Source organism: Pedococcus sp. P3_C7, from assembly GCF_056402615.1.
This window is the reverse complement of the sequence record NZ_JBFUHC010000005.1, coordinates 197,371-218,312: the sequence shown is the minus strand read 5'-3', so window position 1 is coordinate 218,312 and position 20,942 is coordinate 197,371. Positions and strand designations below refer to the sequence as shown.

The following is a 20,942-nucleotide window of genomic DNA, read 5'->3' as shown; positions in this document are numbered from 1 at the left end:
CATGATCTCCACCATCCGGCAGGCAGTCCTGACCGCAGAGTTCGACGAACGCCAGCTCACCTCACTGCTCGTCAACGCCGGCCCGTCCGCGGGACCTGCCGCGCTCGGAGTCGTCATCGGCAACATCGTCAGCTGCATCCGCCGTGATCGAAAGGAGCTCCGCAGCTGGCTGGCGGGGGCTAGGGAGAGCCGCGCATGAGCAGCGACCACCGCAAGGTCATCGTCATCGGATCCGGACCAACGGGAGCCGTGTACGCCCGTCGTCTAATGGAGCGAAGCGAATCCGTCTCGGTGCTGATGGTCGAGGCCGGTCCCGCGCTCAGTGACCCCCTCGGCATGAACGTGCGCAACATCGAAGACAAGGCGGAGCAGACGGCAGCCAAGCTCGCATCGCAAGGGCCCGCAGCTGGTCGCGCCGGGCTGGCCGGTATCCCCACGGGGGGCATGGAGGGCACGGTCACGGCACGGCAGGGAACCCACCTGGTTGGTCGCGCTGCTGAGGGAAGCACAGGTATGCCGGCAGCTGCGGCTGCGACGTGTGTCGGAGGTCAAGGGGCCCACTGGACGTGCGCAACCCCCCGGCCGATAGGAACCGAGCGCATCGACTTCCTCGACGCGGAGCTGGACGGGCTGCTCGACGAGGCCGAGCGACTCCTGCACACCACGCATGAAGCGTTCAGCGGGGCCCCGCAGGCGGCGGCACTTCTGGGACTCGTCGCAGACGAGTTCGCTGACGACGGCCTGCTCGTCCAGCCGCTCCCCGTTGCCGGCGATCCCCGGGCCGACGGCTCGATGCGTTGGTCTGGCACGGATGTCGTGCTGGGGGAGCTCTCTACACCGGGTGCGAAGGCGGGTCGCTTCGAACTCCGGACGGGAACCCTTGCCGTGCGCCTCCTTGTCGAGGACGGCAACGTCGTGGGTGCCGTCCTGCGGGACCTCGCCACTGGAGACGAATCCCAGGAGAGGGCTGACGAAGTGGTCGTGGCGGCAGACGCCCTGCGTACCCCACAGCTGCTGTGGGCATCGGGGATCAGGCCCCAGGCGCTGGGTCGGTACCTGACCGAACACCCGCTCATCTTCGGTGTCGTGGCAGTGAAGGAAGGACTGCTCCCGCCCGTCGCTGCCACGGATGCTCCGATCGACCCCGTTCGCGTGGTGGTGGGGATCCGGTTCGACCAGGACCTTCACCCCTTCCACGCACAGCTCATCTACAGCCCGGTCTGCCCGATCCCGCTCCCACCGGACAGCCCCTTCATCGGCAACGTCGGAGGCTACGTCGGCATGGGCTGGGGGGTCAGGAAGTGGCCGCGCGCCGAGGACCGACTCCTGTTCGCTGACGATGATCCCGACGAGAACCAGCTGCCAGGGATCAGGATCGCCTACGAGGTCACCGAGCGCGAGGAGGCGGAACTCGACCACGCGCGGGAGTTCCTGGCCCGCGCTGCAGCCGCCTTGGGAACCTTCATCGACGGGATGCCCGTCGTGATGCCACCCGGAAGCTCCCTGCACTACATGGGCACCGTTCGGATGGGGCCCCTCGACGACGGCACCAGCGTCTGCGACCCCGACTCCCGGGTGTGGGGGGTGCCGGGGCTCGTCCTCGCCGGCAACGGCCTGATTCCCACGGCGAACTCCTGCAACCCGACGCTCACCAGCGTTGCCCTCGCTGTGCGCGGGGCCGATGCGCTGATCGAGCGCCTTGCCAGCACCCCAGACCCGGCACCGACGGAAGAGACACGATGACCACCATTGACGACACCACCCTGATCCAGCGCCTGGCCGAGCTGGAGGCCCGAGTCGAGGCGACCGAGCTCGAGGCCGTTCGAGCGTCCGACCGCGGCGCAGTCGAGAACGTCTTCAACCGCTACATGCACTACCACAACGCCTACGAGGACGAGCGGATCATCGACGAGCTGTGGGCCAAGCCGCGTACCGAAGGGATCCGATCCCGCTACAACAACGTCGGGGAGTACTCGACGTACGAGTCGGTCACGGCATACCACCGCGGACGTCCGCGACCGGTCGGCAAGCTCTTGTTCCACTACACGACCACTCCGGTGGTCGAGGTCTCCGCCGACGGCACCACGGCCAAGGGCATCTGGATCATGGCGGGCCTGGAGTCCGGGCTCATGGATCCCGAGATCGCCAAGGAAGCCCCTCCGTACGTGTTCTCCGGCGGCGAGGTCGATGGCAAGCCGGTGTGGGCCCACTGGGTGTGGTGCAAGTACGGCGTCGACTTCATCAAGCAGGACGGCGAATGGCGAATCTGGCACTTCCGTTGCTACGAGGTGGCGAGGGCGCCGTTCAACCGCGACTGGATCAGCTTTGCCAAGGACAACCAGCACAGCCACGACTCGCAGCTCGCATGGTTCGGCGACGACGGCAAGCCGGTCTTCCTTCCCACGGTGGACGGCCCGATCGTGACACAGAAGTACGAGCCGTACGCCAACGACACCGCCCAGAAGCTCGACCCCGAACCGCCGCGACCGTACGGCACGTTCGAGGACTCGTTCCGGTGAACCGGCTCGACTCCCTCTCGGTCAACCTGGAGTACATGTTCCACGAGGCCGGAGAAGACCTCGCCGCCAGGGTGCGGGCCGCTGCCGAAGCCGGGTTCACCAAGGCCGAGATCTTCTGGACCCACGACAAGGACCTCGACGCGCTCGAGGCTGCCCTGGACGAGACGGGTGTCCAGCTGTGGACGGTGCTCGTCGACCCGAGGACAACGCGGCTCGTCCTCAAGGACACTCATGAGGGCTTCCTCGACGACGTTCGACGGACCGTCGCCGATGCGGTGAGGCTGATGTGTCCGTATGTCGTCGTGGGGTCCGGCCCTGCCGTTCCCTATCTCAAGCGACCGGTCCAGATCGGGATCATGACGGAGGCGGTCGCCCGCGCGGCAGAGATCGCGGCGGACGCTGACGTCACTCTCCTCGTCGAGGCCGTCAACACCCGGATGGACCACCCGGGCGTGCTGACCAGCATGACGTCCGACTCGGTGGCCGTCGTCCGTGGGGTCGACTCACCGCACGCCCGCGTCCTCTACGACCTCTACCACTCCGTCGTCGAGGGCGAGGACCCGAACGTCGTGCTTCCCGCGGTCATCGACGTGGTCGCCCACGTGCAGATCGCGGATGCCCCCGGCAGGGGGGAGCCGGGGAGCGGCGCCATCGACTGGCCGGCTGCCTTCGCGCTGCTCGACCAGGCCGGGTATGCCGGCGCGGTTGGCGTCGAGTGCTACCCCACCATCGCGTCGACAGCCGATGCGCTCGGGTACCTGCGACAGGTGGCCGCCGGCGAACAGGTCGTGGCGCGATGACGCACGAGGATGGCGCAGGGGAACGCCGCATCAAGTGGAGCTACATGGACCACTGGCGGAGCAACGGCCCTACTGGTCCGGTGGACCAGTGGCACTCGCACAAGACCATGTCGGCGTTCCTCAAGCAGATCAAGGCAACCGGCTTCGACGCGATCGACACGTTCGACTTCCGCATCTGGCAGATGTATGGCGACTACGGCGGCCCTGCGAAGTACCAGCAGATGGTGCAGGACCACGGCCTCGAGCGCATCGTCAACACTTTCCACGCGGCTGACTACGACACCCGCACCTACGCTCCCCACCTGGCGGAGACGCACGAGAACATCCTCGAGGACTTCCGCGTCACCATGGGGCGCTGGTCGGAGATCCAGCTGGACAACATCATCGTCATGCCCGCCACGCTCTACTACGACATGGAGCCCGTCACCGAGGACAAGCTCAAGACCACAGCCGAGCTGTGGAACAAGGTCGGGGAGATCACCGCGAGCCACGGTGTGCGACTCACGTGCCACCACGAGTTCTTCTGCGGCATCCAGAGTGAAGCTGACATCGACACCTTCTACTCGCACACCGACCCGCAGTACGTGTCGCTCTTCGTCGACACGGCCCAGCACTGCATCGCGGGGGTCGATCCGGTCGCGCTCTACAAGAGGCACGCCGACCGGGTGAGCGGGTTCCACTTCAAGGACACCCACAACGTGGCAGTCGGCGACGACCACCGACAGCGTCCCGACTCGGAGATTATGGCGCCCACGACCGGCAAGTGGTTCTACGAGATGGGCACGTCGCAGGGCCTCGTGGACTTCGAGTCGATGATGACCGCAGTCAGGGACAACGACTACCGGGGCTGGATCTCGGTCGAGCACGACAAGGCGAACAAGGAAGGCGGCGACTACTCCGAGAGCACCGCAGTCTCCCGCTGGTACGCGAGCAACGTCTTGGAACGGATCTACTCATGACCGCGATCAGATGGGCTTATGCCATCAACCAGTGGAAGCCACAGTTCGACGACTTCGTCCGCCGGGAGCAGCACGAGCGCGCACTCAAGACCATCTCGATCGCAGGCTTCGAGGGCGTCGAGCTCACTGCAGGGACCGGGCGCTGGGAACCGCTGGGGAACCCTCAGCAGCTCGCGGCGAACTTCGGGTCGGTCGCCGGCCTTCGACACCTGTTGGACGACTGCGCCATTGACGCCGTGTCCAGCTGGTACTGGGATCCACAGGAACGTTCGATGGAGCACCTGACCGGTCCGCTGTCGCCTCTCGTCGAGGCTGACGTTCCCGTCATGATCGAACGGGCGGCGTGGTTCGCCGAGGCGTTGGCCGAGCTCGGTGGGTCGGTCCTGCTGGTGCGCCCCGTCCCCGGCGCCGGCGACACCGACCCTCTCGACGACGTCGGGCTCGCACGGCTGGCTCACTGCTGGGAGGCGGTCGGCGCGGCCTCAGCGAAGCACGGCATACGCACTGCGCTGCACGTCGACTTCCTGTCGGCCCTTCGTCGCGGAGATGCCCTCGACAAGCTGCTCGAGCTCACTGATCCGAAGCTCGTCGGACTCGTCGTCGACACCGGCGAGCTCACCGCTGCGGGCCTGGATCCAGTCGCCGTCATCGAGAAGCACCCTGAGCGCGTGGTCCACGTGCAGTTCAAGGATGCCCTGGCCGTCGACGAGGGTGAGGAGTACCTGGCACCCCATGCCCACTGGACGGTCCGGGTGCGCGGTGGCGAACGCGAGGTTCCGCGGTGGTTCGCCGAGCCCGGGGCCGACGGCGGTCTGGTCGACTTCCCCGCAGTCACGCAGGCCCTGATCCGGACCGGATACTCGGGCTGGATCGTCGTCGAAAGTGACCAGAGCCCGCACCCTGCCGCCAGCGCCCTGCTGGCCGGGTACCTCGTGCAGCGTGAGCTGCGACCGATGGTCGAAGGGGAGCGAGCTGCCGATGCCTGAGAGAACCCACGGCATACCCAACCGTGCCGTCAACGACACCCCGCGCGTTCGCGCGTCCAACGAAAGGCTCCACCGTGTACCAGCTCTCTCCTAACATCGAACTCCTGTTCACCGAAGCCGGCGAACACCCCGAGCGAGTGCGCGCCGCGGCGGCAGCCGGCTTCGACGCCGTCGAGATGTGGGGCACGTCCACCGTGGATGTCGACGCGCTGGGCAAGGCGCTGGCTGAGACCGGTGTGAGCCTCACCTCCGTGATCGCTGAGCCGCGAACGAACTTCGCCCTTCCCTGGGAGACGCTGGACGCCTTCTTCGAGGGGCTCGACCGCGGGATCGAACATGCGCGCCAGCTCGGATGCCCGCGAATCGTCCTCGGGTCCGGGGTCGGATTCCCGGGCCAGAAGCGGACTCAGAACCTCGCCCGTCTCATCGAGGTCTTCTCCCAGGCAGTCGAGCGAACGAAGGACTCAGGCGTGAAGCTGGTCCTCGAGCCGGTGAACACGCGCGTCGACCACCCAGGCGCCCTGACGGACCGAACGGCGGACGCCGTCGTCGTCGCTCGCGGAGTGGGTTCCGACTCCTTCGGGATCCTCTACGACCTGTACCACTCGATCACCGAAGGCGAGGACCCGGCGACCGAGCTGGCCAACGCCGCAGGCCTCATCGACTACGTGCAGATCGCGGATTCCCCGGGCCGGGGAGAACCGGGAAGCGGCGATGTCGACTGGGCGGCACAGCTCGCCGTGCTGCGCACCTCGGGGTATGCCGGCCCCATCGGGCTCGAGTACTTCCCCACCGTGCCCTCGGGGGAGTCGGTCAAGCACATCCGCTCCGTCGCGGCCCACGCGTGAGTCCTTCGACGCCACCAAGGAGGCAACCATGACCCTTGAAGCCAGTGTGCTCCGGCGTGAGGCCGTGCACGCCACACCAGAGGGCTATCAGATCGATGTCCACCTCCCGTGGTATCGGTCCCTGCCGTTGTCGTGCCTCGAAGACATCAGCCTTCGCCTGGGAGTCGACGTCGTTGACCGGGCGCACCTGAGGGTTCGGCACGATGGTCGCGAACTCATGCTGGACGAGTTGGCGGAGCTGGTCGACGAGCAGTGGTTCGTCCAGGACGCGCTGGAGGTCCTGGTTGCCAAGCCGGACAGACTGCCCGCAGGCCACGCACTCGATGTCGAGCTGACCCTCGCCACCCGAATCCCCTACATCATCATCGGCCCGGAGACAGCCCTCGTACAACGGACCCGTGTTGAGCGAAAGGTCGTGGTCCAATGAGCATCGTCCTGGGCGTCACCCTCTACTCGATGACGAACGAGTGGCTTGCGGGGCGTTTCACCCTGCCGGAGCTCGTCGACGAGGTGGGCCGGCGCGGACTCGGCCCCGGCCTGGAGCTCATCGGCTTCCAGAGCCTGCGTGGTTTTCCGGGCAAGGTCGACAAGGCTGAGCTCAAGACGCTCAGGGAGGCCTTGGACCGCAACGAGCTCAAACCCACGTCCCTTGCCTCCAACGCCGACGTGGCCCGTCGTGCCGGCGCTTGGATGGACACCCAGGAAAGCGTCGAGTACATGAGGCCGCAGATCGAGCTCGCCGGCGAGCTCGGCTTCCCGGTCGTTCGTACCCAGGTGGGCCTGACCCCCGCGGTCCTCGAGCTGCTCGAACCCATCGCGGCCAAGGCCGGCGTTCACCTGGGTATGGAGGTGCACGCCCCGGAAGGCCCGAACACCCCCAAGGTCCTGGCCGCCCGCGAAGCCTACGACCGGATCGGGTCGGAGCACCTCGGCTTCATTCCGGACTTCAGCTCGTGCATGCGGGCCATCCCGCCGGGAATGCTCGACAAGCTCCGTGCAGCGGGTCTGTCCGAGGAAGGCGTCGATGCCCTCGTCAGTGCCTGGGAGTCGCCGGGGCCGCCTTTCCAGAGGTACGGCGCCTTCGCCGAGGAGGCAAAGGCACTCGGAGAGCCGGAGCTGCCCGTGGGACAGGCGAGGCTCGTCTTCACCATGTTCGGCAGGGAGAACCTGGAGGACTGGCGCGAGGTGCTGCCCCAGGTGAGGCATGTCCACGGGAAGTTCTATGACGTGGATGACGACCTCACCTCGCCGTCGATCGACTACCAGGCCGTCCTCGACGTCTTCGCCGAGACCGACCGCGAGATCACCATGTCGAGTGAATGGGAGGGGCACGCCTACCTCGACGTGGAGGACCAGGACGCCTTCGAGATGGTCGCTCGGCACCACGCCATGTGCCATCGCATGATGGGCGGCTCGTAGGCGTTTCGCCGGAGAGATGGTTCTCTTGAAAACCATTGTAGGACAACGTGATTCGCTTCCCCTTGAGCTCGACTGCGACATCAGTGTCAGTGATGTGGATGATCGCAAGTCCGGAGTTCCCAGCGCCACCCGTGTTCTGTGACAGTGGCCACAACCACCCACATGTCTGACCGCTTCGAAGCGGCTGACAGCTAGCCAGGAAGACCCTCATGACACCTCCGAACTCACGACGCGTCATCGCCGCCGCGCTCCCGGTCCTCCTCGGGGCCTTCGTGGCTGGCTGCAGCTCCTCCAACGGCTCAGCGGCCAATGCAGCCGAACCACAGGCGATCACCTTCTCGTACCAGATCGCCAACCCGAACGCCAAGAGCGTCTACCAGACCCTTGCGGAGCAGTACGTCGCTTCGCACAAGGGCGTCACGATCAAGACGAACCCGATCAACCTCGCGTCGTACAACCAGACGCTCACCACGCAGCTGACGGCCGGAAGCGGCCCGGACGTCTTCTTCATCAACGCCGGCAGCGGTCAGACCGCCTCCGTCGAGCCCCTCCAGAAGGCCAACAAGCTCCTGGACATCTCCGCCAACATCGACCCGAAGTTCATCCCTGCGAACGCCAAGAGCCTCTTCGTCTTCAACAACAAGACGTTTGCCGTCCCCGTCTACCTGGCGCCGGCTGGGCTCATCTACAACGACGTGGCCGCCAAGGAGGCCGGCGTCGTGCTGACCGGGACCTCGACGATGGACGACCTGATCGCGCAGTGCGGCAAGGCACGCGAGAAGGGCAAGGCCCTGCTCGCCGTTGCTGGCGCCATGTCGCCCAACACGGGCATCTTCACCACGGCAGTTGCGGCGTCGACGGTCTACGGTGTCGACCCTGACTGGAACAAGAAGCGAAAGGCCGGCCAGGTCAAGTTCGCCACCAGCGACGGCTGGCGCACCGCGCTCGAGACCGTCAAGAAGCTGTACGACCAGAAGTGCTTCCAGGACGGTGCTGCTGGTGCCGGGTTCGACGCACTGACCAACGGCATGGGTCAGGGGAAGGTGTTTGGCTTTGCCGCCCCCGGTGGTGCCGCGAAGGACATCATGGACTCCACGCACGGGGCCGTGAAGCTGGTCGTCCTCCCGATGCCCGGCGCGGGGGTCGACACCTTCCTGATGGCCGGCACGCCGGATGCTGTCGCCGGAAACGCCAAGACCAAGAGCCCCAAGCTGGTCAAGGACTTCCTCTCGTGGATGACACAGCCCGCTCAGGCCAAGACGGCCGCGGAAGCTGCTGGTGACCTGCCCGTGGGCGACATCGACACGTCGGCCGTCCTGCCACAGTACGACGGGATCAAGAGCATCCTCGACGCCAAGCACATCGCCAACTACCCGCAGCTCGACTGGCCAAACGGCGAGGTCTACGACGCGCTCGGGTCCGGAGTGACCGGCCTGCTCACGGGACAGAAGTCCGTGGACGACGTCCTGAACGACCTCGACAAGGCCTGGGGCTGAGTCGAACCCCTCGCAGCAACCAACCAAGCCGGTGGGACAGTGACCTGTCCCACCGGCTCGTTGTTGGTCAGGTGATCTCGGTTGTTCAGGTGATCTCGATGCCGGCAGTGATGAAGAGATCGCGGAACCACTTGTGCGCCGCGTCGTTGTCGTAGGTCGGGTGCCACCACATGGTCTCCACGAGCGGGTCCGCGGCGAAAGGTGGCGGCAGGACCCGTACCTCTCCCTTGCGCTCCAGGATCCGACCGAGTCGTTCCTGGACCACTGCGATCCGGTTGGTGCCGGCCACGAGACTGCCGAGAGTCAGGTAGTTCTCCGTCACCACCTCCACGTTCGGCTCGACGCCCTGCATCCTGAGCTGTTGGACCGACGTCGTGAAGGCGGTGCGCTGGTGAAAGGTGACCGCCCAGGGGCGGTTGGCCAGGTCGTCCATGGTCAGCTGCCTCGAAGCGGACTCGTCGTCTGCAGAGACGATGCAGACCCAGTCATCCTCATAGAGATCACGATGCGAGAGGCCCGTGAGGAATCCGTGTGGCATGACGATCAGGTCACGGGTCCGCATGGAGTCAGGCGCGGTGTCGACGATCTGAGGAGTGATCGAGTTGATGTGCAATCGAGAACCTGGGGAGGCCGCACGCAGCAAGCGGGAAACGGTCGGCGCCAAGGCCTCCGTGGCGTAGTCGGACATGACGACGGTGAACTCGCGTTCGGCCGTGGCCGGGTCGAACTCTCCTTCGTTCGCGAAGAGGCGACCGACGGCGCGCACTGCCGTGTGGGTCGGCTCGACCAACTGCTGAGCCAGTGGTGTCAGCTCGTAGACGTTGCCGTTACGGGTCAGCAGCTCGTCACGGAAGTGACGGCGCAGTTTTCCCAGGCTGGCGCTCATTGCCGGCTGGCTGAGACCCAGCCGGGCTGCTCCCCGGGTGACGCTCTGCTCTTCCAAGATGGCCTGCAGGGCCGGGAGCAGGTTGAGATCGACGTTGCGTGGCAAGGGTCAACACTCCAAGTCTGCTTGGCCGCAGTCGACGTTCACAACTCGCACGGTACAGGCAGCATCTGGCGCTGCGCACCGAACGCCGGCGACGACCCACGTCTGGTGCGGCAGGTGCCGCACCGGCTCAGTCCTGCAGCGTGAGGCGCTTGCGGTCGCGGCCCCCGCCGGGGACCGGCATGTACGAGATGCGCAGGCGGATTGCCACGTCGACGTCGTGAGCTCCGGACGCGAGAGGCCGGTCGAGCGGGAAGGCAACGGTGGCGCGCTCGCCCATCTCCCAGCGGTCGTCCAGGACTGCGCCCAGGTCGGAGAACGGGTAGGTCTGGCCGTGGACTGTGAAGGTGGTGACCTGGGGGTCGACTGCTTCTCCGTCAACGCTCACGTCCACCGCCTCGACCATCGACAGGCCCAGCCCGCGGTAGTAGGGGAGGCGGACCTCGACCTGCGCACCCGGCTGCGGCGTCTGGGTGGGGCGAAGGCTGTCCTCGCAGATGATGTACTTGTCGAACATGGTGCCTGCCTCCTCGTGTCAGTCGTTCTCGCCGAGCAGCTGCGCAAACATCGCGTGCTGCCGTCGAACCTGTTCGCGGCTGTCGACCTCGAAGGCATCCTGGATGTGGCGGTTGCCTTCGTACTCGCTGGACAGATAGCCGTCATAGGCGCCCTCGACAAGCACGGGGATGATCCGGTCGTAGGGGATGCTGTATTCGGTGGCGTCGTCGGTCATCTCGTAGAACTTCGCCTGGATGTGACCGATGAGCGGCATGTGCGGAAGCAGCTCCCGCGGGTCGCGGAAGATGAAGTGGGTGGCCTGCCTGGCCAGGCCCATCTCCACGGGACCGCCGCCCCGGTAGTGAACGATGTCCATCAACGCGTGGGTGTCGCCGTGGTCGTCGTAGAGGTCGACGATGTACTGGACGAGGTCGGGTCGCGCCCCGTCGCGCAGCGCGCGCTCAGAGACGACTCGGGGGAACCGCTCGACGAAGGTCCCCATGTCCGGCATCAGGCCGAGGGCCTGACCTCCTTCAGCATGCATCACCTCGAGGTGCTCGAGGATCCACGGGTGCTCATAGTGGAACGGCGCGTGAACCTCGAGCAGGAGCCGGACCCCGTGGTCCGCGGCGTACGAGGCCGCGTCGCGCATCACCTCCGGCGGGGTGTTGATGATCGCGCGGATGACTGGTGCTCCGAGGGCGACCGCGATGTCGACGTCCTGGCGCACCGAAGCGACCTGCTCATCGCGCGTGAGCCACTGACCGGGGACGCGCTTGGTGTCGAGGAACAGGTCGGTGGCGCTCGTCTCGACTCGGTAGCGTTCCAGCCAGCCATGCCACTGCTCCAGGAACTCCGGGCTGAGCTGCGGGTAACCGACAATCGACTGTTCCGGGATGATCTCGACGCCTGTTCCACCGACCGCGGCGACGTGAGCCACGCAGTCCTCGAGCGACATCTGCCTCAGGAAGAACTCCTCCTGGTAGCTGTACAGGCTGACGCCACGCTTGATCGTGGTGGGCATCGAGCTCCTCCTTGTTTCACCGGCTGCGAACGCCCCCGACTGTGCCGTCCCCGCGCGCTGGAGGGAAGGCCGGACGGCCGATCAACAGCATCAGTGCAGCGGATGCCGGTCCTCGCATCAGCCGCGGTGATGTGCTGGATCGCAGGTCTGGCCTTTCCGGAACGCAGTGGCTGGGTCACAGTGAATCGAGTCGCACCTTCATTCCCGCACGGCGGCGCCGGCAGATGCCGCGCCGAGCTGACGTTCCGTCGAGGAGTTCCGAGAGCATGACGATGTCCACCAGCACCCCTGCACGGACGGCGCCCAAGCCGTCCCGCAGGCAAACCCGTCAGAGGCAAGGCAACCAGGGCCTGACGTTCGGCCGCTGGTGGTGGGCCGCCCCCGGCGTGGGTCTGCTGATCGCGACGATCTACCTCACCACCCTCAGCGGGGCGTTCTTCGCGTTCACCGACTGGTCGGGCGTCGGGTCGTTCAACTTCATCGGTCTCGACAACTTCCGCGAGATCTTCCAGCGGACCGAGCTCCTCTCGTCGCTGGCCAACACGCTCATCTTCGCGTTCGGGTTCCTCGTCATCTCGAATGTGCTCGGTCTGGCCTTTGCGCTGGCCCTCAACCGCAACCTCAAGACCCGCTACCTCCTTCGAACCCTGCTCTTCATGCCGGTCGTCCTCGCGCCCATCTCGGTGTCGTACGTCTGGGGATTCATCTTTGCCTTCGACGGCCCACTCAACCAGCTGCTCGGGTCCATCGGCCTCACGTCGTTGCAGCACCAATGGCTCGCGGAGCCACTCCTTGCCAAAGGCTCGATCCTGACGGTGATGATCTGGCAGAACATCGGTTTCGTCATGGTCGTGTACCTGGCCGGTCTGGCAACGGTCCCGATCGAGATCGAGGAGGCGGCAGCGCTCGATGGTGCCACCCGTTGGCAGCGTCTACGGCACGTCGTGCTGCCGACGATCCGGCCGGCTGTCGGCATCGCGACGACCCTCACCCTGATCCAGGGCCTGCGTGTCTTCGACCAGGTCATGGCCCTCACGGGGGGTGGGCCTGCCGGGGCGACGGAGACCCTTGCCACGCAGGTCTACAAGCAGACGTTTGCCTTCGGGAAGTTCGGCTTCGGAGCAGCGCTTGCGCTCCTGCTAAGCCTGCTGATCCTCGTGTTCTCGGTTCTGCAGCAGTTCGCCACTCGTGAGAGGGCGTGAGCAGCAGCCATGTTCCGCTACACCAAACGCACCCTGGCGCTCGAGATTGTCGTCGTGCTGGCTGCCCTGGCCTTGTTGATGCCGTTCTGGATCCTGGTCACGACGTCCCTGAAGCCCGGGGAGGAGATCCTCACCTCGGCGGCGATCGCACCTCCCAAGTCTCCGACGCTGGAGAACTTCCAAACCCTGCTGTCGCCCTCGAGCAGCGCATCTGGCCAGATTCTCAAGGGACTGCTCAGCAGCCTGATCATCACTGCGGGCAGCATCGCCGGCCTGGTGGGACTGGGGTCGCTCACCGCCTACGTCCTCATCCGGAGTACGAGCCGCTGGAGCAGGAGGGCCTTCTACCTCTTCCTGGTGGCCATCGTCCTGCCGACCCAGCTCGGCGTGCTGCCCCTGTACGTCGGCGCGCAACAGGTCGGGCTCGTCGGCTCGCGGATCGGGATGATCCTCATCTACTGGGGGGTTCTCCTCCCGCTTGCAGTCTTCCTGTATGCCGGGTTCTTCCGTGAGCTACCCAGGGACTACGAGGAGTCCGCGATGCTCGATGGCGCGTCTCCCTTCCAAGTCTTCACGAAGGTCGTCTTCCCTCTGATGGGGCCGGCAACGGGGACGGTCGCGATCTTGGCGGGGCTGATCGTCTGGAACGACTTCTTCACGCCCTTGATCTTCCTCAACGGCTCCGACGCGCAAACCCTGCCGGTGGTCATGTACAACTTCGTCGGATCGCTGGTCTCCCAGTGGAACCTCATCTTCGCCGTGGTGCTCATCTCCATGGTTCCGATCCTGATCTTCTACGTGTTCGCCCAGAAGAAGTTCATCCAGGGCTTCAGCGGCGGCATCAAGAGCTGACCGACGCTCCCAGCGAGTGACGCTCGATCAGTGGGACGAATGACCCGCATCGCAACCATCCTCTTCCTGCATCTTCTGATCGGCCCGACGCTGGTCTGCGAACCGCCACTCTCACGAAGGAGAAGAACATTGCCTGCCGTTTCCAACGTGCTGGTCATCGGAGCAGGCGCTGCCGGAACGGCCGTCTCGATCCTCCTGGCGGAGGGGGGCGTGTCGGTCGACCTGGTGGACGTCAAGCCCGACGTCAGCGCCCTCGGTTCCGGCATCACCCTCCAGGGCAACGCCCTTCGCGTGCTGCGCGAACTCGGTGTGTGGGACGAGGTCGGCGAGCACGGCTACGCGTTCGACACTCTGGGCCTCCGTGCACCGGATCCGAACGGCACCCTGGTCGCGGAGCTCGAGGACGTCCGCACGGGAGGAGCCGACCTTCCAGCCACCGTCGGAATGTACCGGCCCGAGCTCGCGAAGATCCTGGTCGACAGGGCGACCGACGTCGGAGTCAAGGTTCGCTTCGGCGTGACCTTCACCGAGCTGGTGGACGACGGAGCTGGCGTGAACGTCACGTTCTCGGACGGGTCAGCCGGAAGGTACGACGTCGTCGTGGGGGCCGACGGCGTCCGGTCGGCCACTCGCAAGGCACTCGGGATCGAGCTGGAGCCTCGAGGCACCGGGATGGGCATCTGGCGGGTCTTCGCTCCGCGACCCCCATCAGTGACGCGTACCGACCTCGTCTACGGAGGCCCGTGCTACATCGCCGGCTACTGCCCCACGGGTGAGGGAACGCTGTACGCCTACCTGGTAGAGGACTGGCAGGACCGCTCGGGTCTGACCCCAGAGGAGTCACTTGACGTGATGCGCGGGCTGTCCGAGGCCTACCACGGCCCCTGGGACGACATCCGCGCCGGGATGACCGATCCGTCTCGGGTCAACTACACGGCATTCGAGACGCATGTCCTGGCCGCTCCCTGGAACCGGGGCCGCGTCGTCCTCATCGGGGATGCAGTGCACACCTGCCCCCCCACGCTCGCCCAGGGCGCAGCCCAGGCGCTCGAGGACGCGGCCGTACTGGCCGAGCTGCTTCTGGCTTCTGATGCCGTCACGGAAGAGCTCTGGAACCAGTTCGTCGAGCGTCGACTGCCCCGAGCGAAAACCATCGTGGAGGCGTCACTGCAGCTTTCCCAGTGGCTCTTGAACCATGAGCGCGGTGATGTGCCTGGCCTGATGGCGCAGGTCGCTCACTTGCTCAGCAGCCCTGCTTGACGATGAAACACGAACAACCCCAACGACAAACAGCCTCCGTACCCGTCCGCACCGTGGTGGAACCGAGGCACGACATGAAGAGCCGAAGCCGTGAAACTTGCTGCGTTTAGGTATGTCGAGGACGCCGAGACGACTCGTCGCGTCGGGCTCGTCGTCGGCGACGGTCGACAGTGGTGGCTTCACCCGTTCCCCGAGGGGGTGGAACTCGTTCCCCTGTTGGCCGCCGACCTGGAGGAGCGCGAATCGGCTGCCGATGAGGCCGCCCAGGCTGACGGCTTGCGCCCTGACGAGGTCGTGCTGCTGCCCCCGGTCTACCCGACCGCGATGCGCGGCTTCCTGACCTTCGAGTCACACGTCGAGGGCATGCAGCTCGCCCTGGGAACACCTGGGGTCCCCGAAGAGTGGTATGCCGCCCCGGTGTTCCAGTTCATGGCCCCCCACTCAGTGGTGGGGCCATACGACGACGTCCCCTATCCACCCGGGACCGAGCTGCTCGACTTCGGCTTGTCGCTCGGCGCCATCGTGTGCCGCGACGTCCGTAACGAAACGCCCGAGAAGGCGCGAAGCGCAATCGGGGGCTACTGCGTGGTCAACGACTGGTCGGCTCGGGACGTCCAGCGGTCCGAGATGCGGGTGAACTTCGGCCCCAGCAAGGGAAAGGACTTCGCGACCACGGTCGGCCCCTGGGTGGTCACGGCGGACGAGCTCGAGCAGCACCTTGACGGCGAAGGGTTCCTGGACCTTGCCATGTCGGTCAGCGTCAACGGAAGGCGTGTCGGGGCGGACGTGTCCGGGCACATGAGCTGGACGTTCGAGCAGCTGGTCTCCCACGCGTCTCGTGCGTCCTGGGTCAAGAGGGGAGAGGTGCTGACGTCCGGCACGTGCTCCTCCGGATCCTTGGCCGAGGCCTGGGCCAGAGCAGGCCACATCGAACCGCCCGCATTGAGGATCGGCGACGTCGTCGAGATGACCATCGAGGGCATAGGCAGCATCCAGAACCGCATCGTTCGACGATACGGATCGGTTCCCCCCGTCCAAGGCGTACGGCGACGGGTCCCACGGGACCTCCGCGTACCGCGTCAGGCTGCCCGCGCAGCCGATCTGGCCGGCCTTGCGCAGGGGCCCAACCCACGCCGCCCCACCAGCGACACCCCCCGGCCCGCAACGATCGAGAAGGATCCCCAGCCATGAGCGGAAACGTCAACGAATTCGGCATCACCCACCTGCGCCACGTCGACCTCGCGGTGCCGGACTACGACACCCAGCGGGCGTTCTACCGCGACACCTGGGGCCTCAGCGAGGTCGGCACCGATGGGGACCTCTCATACCTGGCGGCGGAAGGCTCGCCCGAGCAGTACGTCGTGCGGCTTCGTCGTTCGACGGAGAAGCGCTTGGATCTGATGGCGTTCGGGGCAGAGTCCCGTGAGGCCGTTGACGCGCTCGCCGCGAAGCTCGGGTCCGCAGGCGTCCAGCTGGTGGGTGAGCCGGGCGAGCTGCAGACCGCCGGCTCCGGGTACGGGTTTCGCTTCTTCGATGGGGACGGCCGTACGGTCGAGATCTCGACCGACGTCGAGACGCGGCAGCACCGGGCGATCGAGGAAGGAGAGGCCATCCCCGTCCGCCTCTCCCACTTCGTCGTCAACAGCAATGACATCGAAGCCACAAAGACCTGGTACGAAACGCATCTCGGCTTCAAGCACAGCGACAGCCTGTCGAGTCCCCACATGGGCGAGATGATGCATTTCATGCGGTGCAACGACTGGCACCACTCGCTGGCGATCGCTCGCGGCCCCCACACCTCCGTCCACCATGTCTCCTTCGAGCTGCGTGGCCTGGACGAGTACATGCGTGGCACGGGCCGTGTCATGCGAGCTGGCATCAAGAAGGTCTGGGGTCCGGGTCGCCACCTCGCCGGGAACAACACGTTCTCCTACTTCCTGGATCCGAGTGGCAACACGATGGAGTACACCACCGAGCTCGAGAGACTGGAGACGGATGAGTGGCACCCCAGCGTCTACGACATCTCAGACCCCAAGAACCAGGACCAGTGGGGCACCGCTGACCCGATGAGCGAGCTGATCGCCCGGGAGTCGTTCAACGATCCTGACCACGGTGTCTTCGTCCCCCCGCCGGTCTGACGCGTGAAGCTGGCCAGCGTCCGGCTGCCGCACGGGCCGACCGTGGCGGCGGTCGTCGACGATGACATGGTGTTCCCGCTCCCCGACGGCCCATCCGTGGGTGCCCTCATTGCCGGAGGACTGGAGCCCGCGTTGGCGATCGGTGCCGAGGCGCGGCGCGGGGCCGGCGTGCGCCTCGACACGGTGACCCTGCAGCTCCCCTATCGGCCACCGAGCATCCGGGACTTCGTCACCTTCGAGGCCCACGTGGAGGGCGTTCGCAAGAGCGTCGACGGCGTGTCGGGGGTCCCGGACGCCTGGTACGACGCCCCGACGTTCTACTTCACGAACCCGCACGCTCTCTACGGCCCTGGTGCGGCCATCCCCAGGCCGAAGGACTGCAAGGCCCTGGACTTCGAGCTGGAGGTGGCGTGCGTCCTTGGCCGAGGCGGGACCGATCTCGACGAGTTGCAGGCGCACGACTCGATCTTCGGGTACACGATCATGAACGACTGGTCTGCGCGCGACATCCAGTCCCGCGAGATGAAGGTCGGTCTCGGGCCGGCCAAGGGCAAGGACTTCGCAACCTCCATCGGGCCGTGGGTCGTCACCGCCGATGAGGTCGACGAACTGCACACCCCGGCGGGGTTCCTGGACCTCGACTGCAAGGTCACGGTCAACGGCATACCGGTAGGGCACGACCGCCTGTCGAACATGAACTGGACCTTCGCCCAGATGGTCGCCTACGCCTCACGCGACTCGCTGGTCGTACCCGGCGACCTGCTGGCGTCCGGGACCACGGGTGGTGGCGGTTGCTTGGCGGAGCTGTGGGGTCGTCGCGGCCGCCAGGACCCGCCTCCGCTGGAGCCCGCCGATGAGGTTCGGATCGACGTCGAACGCCTTGGCGTCCTCGTGGGCAGCGTCGCCCAGCCAGCTTAGAGCGCCCTTCAGGAGACGTCGCGGAAGGTGCCCGGGTTTGTGCCGTCGCCCACCCGGAGTCGTCTGCGCAGATGGAACGGGAGGACCGCAGCCTTCCCCGGGCCCGCGCTCAGGTACGGCAGCAGGAGCTGCATCGACACCTCGACTTCGTACTCGTGCCCGGGCTGTACCTCCACCGGCCCGGTGATCACGAGTCGGTCCTGGAGGAACCACCACTGGTCCGAGCGTGGCAGGTCGACCAGGTCTCGGTCCTGTCCTCCGATGCGAACCTGCAAGTCCTCAACCCTCACGGGTTGCTCGGCGATCGTTACGGCGAGGTGCAACACACAGGACACCGGAAGAGACCTCATCCAGGGAAGGCCGACTCGCAGCGAGAACCCACTGGGGTCGACACCGAGTGCGTCCTCGCGAAGCTCCCAACCCATCTCAGACCCGCTCCGCCTGGGGTCGATGTCCCGTTGCCGCCGTGGGTAGGTCTAGGACGTCGGCGACGAGATCCAGGTGTTTCAGGGTCATCTCGGTTGCAGCTTCGGGTCCGTCCCACCAGTCGTGCCCACCCCACTCACTGCACAACGTGCCGGCGAACCCGTGCCGGTCCAGGGCGACGCCGAGCTCGGCAATGGGACGCGTCACCCTGCCGTCGGCGTCGTCCAGGTCCCAGAACTTCAGCTGGACGGCACCGACGTGGGGCAGGAATGGTTCGAGATCGCCGACCGTCCACGTCCCGAAGCGGAAGACCATGGTCATGTACAGCGCCATCGCGTGAGGCGGGACCTGTCCCGCGGCCAGGCAGTCCCGGACGGCGGCTGTGGTTTCTGGGCTTCCCCACTCCGTCGTGACCCGCTCGAGCAAGCCGGCGGGCAGGTCGGCCCGACCCAAGGCCTCCAGGTAGCTCACCGGTAGTCGAGGTGTGACCATGCTGGTGTCGAGGACGATGCCCAGTCGCGAGTCGTCCAGCGAATCGAGTGTCTCCATGGCGTCGTCGTACCCGGCCGTGCCGGGGCCCTGCGACCCTTGGATCTCCTGGTACAGCACCAGGTCCAGCTCGTGCAGGAGCGGGAGCAGCTCGACGAGAAGTGGGCGGCTCGGTTGGCCGAACGGCAGCCGCACGCCGAAAGCACCGAGCTGCTTCGCCGCGCGGAGCTGAGGAGTCAGGTATGCCGCCCGCTCGGGTTCGGTGCGGCGCTCCGTGGGCGTCAGCCAGTCGTCGAGACCGAGTCCCACGATGCTGACACGAGCGCCTGCGGCTTCCACAGAGTGCCGCATCTGGCCCACCTCGTGCGGATCCATCGAGGGGAACGACCGGAAGCACTGGCCCGCCTCGATCTCGAGGACCGGGCAGACCTGAGTTTCCACAGTCCCCGCGACGATGTCCAACGGCGACTCGAAGGCGCGGAGGATGTCACGCGTCCAGTTGAACGAGCTGGCAGCGAGGACCCACTCGCCCGCGCGATGTGGCACGGAAGTCCTCAGGCCGCTGACGTGAGAGCTGCCGGATCGATCGTCTTCTCGACCACGACCCTGTTGGGGACGTAGCGACCGGGCGCGATCTGCATGTAGAGGAGTCGCAGCTCAAGGGTGAGCTCGAGGGAGAAGGGCTGGGTCCTCGGCTCCCAGGGAATCACCACATCGACACGGTCCTGCAGGAACCAGAGGGTCTCCGACTGCTCCGGGAGCTCGTCGACCCGGTAGGCCCTGTCGAGGAGGACGAACCGAAGGTCCTCACGCGGGACGTCCTGGCCGTCGACGCGGACAGCGACGTCTTTGACGGCCGAGAGCCACAGGGAGCGGTACCAGGGCAGCTGTACCGAGATGGCGAGGCCGTCGGGGTGCAGCCTGACGTCGTTGGGCTGGAAGAGGGTGTTGTGAGTGGCCACGGGTCACCTCGGCGTTTCGTTGGCGTTGCGGTCGGCGACGGCTTGTTCGATGGACCGCCGGATCAGGTGGTGCTGCTTCTTGACCAGGTCGATGGGGTCCGACTCGCCGAGGTCGGCGAAGGCGTGACCCTCCCACTCGCTCGAGAGGTAGCCCTTGAAGTCACCGTCCACGAACTGCTTGATGATTCGCGGGAGGTCCATCGCCGGCTCGTTGCCGTGCTCGTCGATGTCGAAGAACTTCGTGTGCACGTGGAAGATGATCGGCATGATGTCCTGCCACTCTTCCGGTGGGACCAAGCCGTGCATGTTGAACGCGAGGCGCGAGAACGGGCCCAGGCTCTTGGGGTCGACACCCTGCGACCGCAGGTACTCCTCGAAGGCCTCGTTGCGCTCGTGCATCGGCAGCGGCGCCCGCCAGAACTCCTGCATGGCCTGGAGGTGCTCATCCTCGAGGCCCATCGTGCGCAGGGTCCTGAACAGGGTGGGGGAGAGGCTGTGCATGGTGGAGCTGAAGTCGGCGGTGAACCCGAGCCTGTCCGAGCCGAGTTCCTCGTAGGTCTCCCGGATGGCGAGGATCTTGGGGTCGTTGGGGCCTGCCGGCGCGTGGAGCTCGTACCCCAGTCGCTGGTCGTACTTCTCCGCAAGGGGGAGCAGCCGCCGCAGGAGCTCTCGACCTGCGTTTCGGATGACCACCCGGTTGAAACCGAGGCGATGGGCGGTCTTGAGCTGGATCGACAGGAAGTCGTACTCCTCGTCCGGCGTCATGTCGCGGTCGGCCCGACGTCCCATGTCGAGGTTGGTACCCATCGCGCTGGGTTCCAGCTCGAGCCGCTCCATCGTGGAGTGCCAGAGCGTGACGAACTCCTCGTCGACATCCGGGTATGTGCGCAGCATCTGCGCCGCGTTGAACTCGACGCCGGGTCCGAGGCCTTGCCGCGAGACCTCCTCGAGCAGGGATTCGAACGTGTACTGACCAGCGGCCCACTCAGAGGTCAGTGAGTAGAGCGTGATGCCAAGCGAAATGCCCGTGCCGGCCACGTCGGAGTTGCTGATGGCTGACTTGGAGGAGGTCAGGGTCTCGGTCATGTCCACAGCCAAGCCGAGGTTCGCTTGGTCGGGAACCACGAGTCACCGATGCCGGGCATCAGCAATGCAGGG

23 protein-coding genes are annotated in these 20,942 nt (G+C 66.1%); 16 read left to right on the top strand and 7 right to left on the bottom strand.

The annotated features are described in order from the left end of the window. The first annotated feature begins 1 nt into the window (after position 1). From AC1DS4_RS08150 to AC1DS4_RS08105, 10 genes are all read left to right on the top strand, one after another. Positions 2 to 199 (top strand): hypothetical protein, encoded by a 198-nt coding sequence (locus AC1DS4_RS08150; protein ID WP_477623988.1) that lies wholly within the window; start codon positions 2 to 4, stop codon positions 197 to 199. Next, a complete protein-coding gene (locus AC1DS4_RS08145) occupies positions 196 to 1,743 on the top strand; it encodes a GMC oxidoreductase (protein ID WP_477623989.1) in 1,548 nt (515 codons plus the stop codon). Before AC1DS4_RS08150 ends, AC1DS4_RS08145 begins: the two co-directional genes overlap by 4 nt. Beyond that, entirely contained in the window at positions 1,740 to 2,519 is a 780-nt protein-coding gene (locus AC1DS4_RS08140) for a nuclear transport factor 2 family protein (RefSeq protein ID WP_477623990.1), read from the top strand. Before AC1DS4_RS08145 ends, AC1DS4_RS08140 begins: the two co-directional genes overlap by 4 nt. Further along, positions 2,516 to 3,319 carry a TIM barrel protein gene (locus AC1DS4_RS08135; RefSeq protein WP_477633418.1) on the top strand — a complete coding sequence of 268 codons (804 nt, stop codon included), beginning with the start codon at positions 2,516 to 2,518 and terminating at the stop codon, positions 3,317 to 3,319. The genes AC1DS4_RS08140 and AC1DS4_RS08135 overlap by 4 nt, the downstream gene beginning before the upstream one ends. Beyond that, a complete protein-coding gene (locus AC1DS4_RS08130) occupies positions 3,316 to 4,278 on the top strand; it encodes a sugar phosphate isomerase/epimerase family protein (RefSeq protein WP_477623992.1) in 963 nt (320 codons plus the stop codon). Before AC1DS4_RS08135 ends, AC1DS4_RS08130 begins: the two co-directional genes overlap by 4 nt. After that, positions 4,275 to 5,264 carry a sugar phosphate isomerase/epimerase family protein gene (locus tag AC1DS4_RS08125; protein ID WP_477623993.1) on the top strand — a complete coding sequence of 330 codons (990 nt, stop codon included), beginning with the start codon at positions 4,275 to 4,277 and terminating at the stop codon, positions 5,262 to 5,264. Before AC1DS4_RS08130 ends, AC1DS4_RS08125 begins: the two co-directional genes overlap by 4 nt. Positions 5,265 to 5,338: 74 nt before the next feature. Then, the gene (locus AC1DS4_RS08120) at positions 5,339 to 6,112 is read left to right on the top strand and encodes a TIM barrel protein (protein WP_477623994.1); all 774 of its coding nucleotides are present in this window, start codon (positions 5,339 to 5,341) and stop codon (positions 6,110 to 6,112) included. Between the two features lie 28 nt (positions 6,113 to 6,140). Further along, positions 6,141 to 6,539 (top strand): C-glycoside deglycosidase beta subunit domain-containing protein, encoded by a 399-nt coding sequence (locus AC1DS4_RS08115; protein WP_477623995.1) that lies wholly within the window; start codon positions 6,141 to 6,143, stop codon positions 6,537 to 6,539. Beyond that, positions 6,536 to 7,531 (top strand): sugar phosphate isomerase/epimerase family protein, encoded by a 996-nt coding sequence (locus AC1DS4_RS08110; protein WP_477623997.1) that lies wholly within the window; start codon positions 6,536 to 6,538, stop codon positions 7,529 to 7,531. Before AC1DS4_RS08115 ends, AC1DS4_RS08110 begins: the two co-directional genes overlap by 4 nt. 209 nt (positions 7,532 to 7,740) lie before the next feature. Then, on the top strand, positions 7,741 to 9,027 hold the full coding sequence (locus AC1DS4_RS08105) for an ABC transporter substrate-binding protein (protein WP_477623998.1): 1,287 nt from the start codon (positions 7,741 to 7,743) through the stop codon (positions 9,025 to 9,027). 85 nt (positions 9,028 to 9,112) lie between these two features. On the opposite strand, the gene AC1DS4_RS08100 is transcribed toward AC1DS4_RS08105, so the two are convergent. From AC1DS4_RS08100 to AC1DS4_RS08090, 3 genes are all read right to left on the bottom strand, one after another. After that, positions 9,113 to 10,018 carry a LysR family transcriptional regulator gene (locus AC1DS4_RS08100; protein WP_477623999.1) on the bottom strand — a complete coding sequence of 302 codons (906 nt, stop codon included), beginning with the start codon at positions 10,016 to 10,018 and terminating at the stop codon, positions 9,113 to 9,115. A gap of 127 nt (positions 10,019 to 10,145) precedes the next feature. Then, complete coding sequence (locus AC1DS4_RS08095; protein ID WP_477624000.1) at positions 10,146 to 10,532, bottom strand: C-glycoside deglycosidase beta subunit domain-containing protein; 387 nt, start codon at positions 10,530 to 10,532, stop codon at positions 10,146 to 10,148. Positions 10,533 to 10,550: 18 nt separating this feature from the next. Then, a complete protein-coding gene (locus AC1DS4_RS08090; protein WP_477624001.1) occupies positions 10,551 to 11,537 on the bottom strand; it encodes a sugar phosphate isomerase/epimerase family protein in 987 nt (328 codons plus the stop codon). Positions 11,538 to 11,803: 266 nt separating this feature from the next. Between AC1DS4_RS08090 and AC1DS4_RS08085 the strand changes: the two genes are divergently transcribed. From AC1DS4_RS08085 to AC1DS4_RS08060, 6 genes are all read left to right on the top strand, one after another. Further along, positions 11,804 to 12,739: a carbohydrate ABC transporter permease gene (locus AC1DS4_RS08085; RefSeq protein ID WP_477624002.1), complete on the top strand. Its 936-nt coding sequence runs from the start codon at positions 11,804 to 11,806 to the stop codon at positions 12,737 to 12,739. Between the two features lie 9 nt (positions 12,740 to 12,748). Beyond that, positions 12,749 to 13,591 carry a carbohydrate ABC transporter permease gene (locus AC1DS4_RS08080; RefSeq protein ID WP_477624003.1) on the top strand — a complete coding sequence of 281 codons (843 nt, stop codon included), beginning with the start codon at positions 12,749 to 12,751 and terminating at the stop codon, positions 13,589 to 13,591. Positions 13,592 to 13,720: 129 nt separating this feature from the next. Beyond that, complete coding sequence (locus AC1DS4_RS08075) at positions 13,721 to 14,851, top strand: FAD-dependent monooxygenase (protein WP_477624004.1); 1,131 nt, start codon at positions 13,721 to 13,723, stop codon at positions 14,849 to 14,851. Between the two features lie 90 nt (positions 14,852 to 14,941). After that, positions 14,942 to 16,042 (top strand): fumarylacetoacetate hydrolase family protein, encoded by a 1,101-nt coding sequence (locus tag AC1DS4_RS08070; protein ID WP_477624005.1) that lies wholly within the window; start codon positions 14,942 to 14,944, stop codon positions 16,040 to 16,042. Next, the gene (locus tag AC1DS4_RS08065; protein WP_477624006.1) at positions 16,039 to 16,989 is read left to right on the top strand and encodes a VOC family protein; all 951 of its coding nucleotides are present in this window, start codon (positions 16,039 to 16,041) and stop codon (positions 16,987 to 16,989) included. Before AC1DS4_RS08070 ends, AC1DS4_RS08065 begins: the two co-directional genes overlap by 4 nt. Positions 16,990 to 16,992: 3 nt before the next feature. Further along, entirely contained in the window at positions 16,993 to 17,907 is a 915-nt protein-coding gene (locus AC1DS4_RS08060) for a fumarylacetoacetate hydrolase family protein (protein WP_477624007.1), read from the top strand. A gap of 8 nt (positions 17,908 to 17,915) precedes the next feature. On the opposite strand, the gene AC1DS4_RS08055 is transcribed toward AC1DS4_RS08060, so the two are convergent. The 4 genes from AC1DS4_RS08055 to AC1DS4_RS08040 form a co-directional block, all read right to left on the bottom strand. Further along, a complete protein-coding gene (locus AC1DS4_RS08055) occupies positions 17,916 to 18,182 on the bottom strand; it encodes a hypothetical protein (RefSeq protein WP_477624008.1) in 267 nt (88 codons plus the stop codon). A gap of 151 nt (positions 18,183 to 18,333) precedes the next feature. Further along, on the bottom strand, positions 18,334 to 19,368 hold the full coding sequence (locus AC1DS4_RS08050; protein WP_477624009.1) for a restriction endonuclease subunit R: 1,035 nt from the start codon (positions 19,366 to 19,368) through the stop codon (positions 18,334 to 18,336). A gap of 8 nt (positions 19,369 to 19,376) precedes the next feature. Further along, positions 19,377 to 19,784: a C-glycoside deglycosidase beta subunit domain-containing protein gene (locus tag AC1DS4_RS08045; RefSeq protein WP_477624010.1), complete on the bottom strand. Its 408-nt coding sequence runs from the start codon at positions 19,782 to 19,784 to the stop codon at positions 19,377 to 19,379. A 3-nt stretch (positions 19,785 to 19,787) separates the two neighbouring features. After that, complete coding sequence (locus AC1DS4_RS08040) at positions 19,788 to 20,870, bottom strand: sugar phosphate isomerase/epimerase family protein (RefSeq protein WP_477624011.1); 1,083 nt, start codon at positions 20,868 to 20,870, stop codon at positions 19,788 to 19,790. Positions 20,871 to 20,942: the final 72 nt, after the last annotated feature.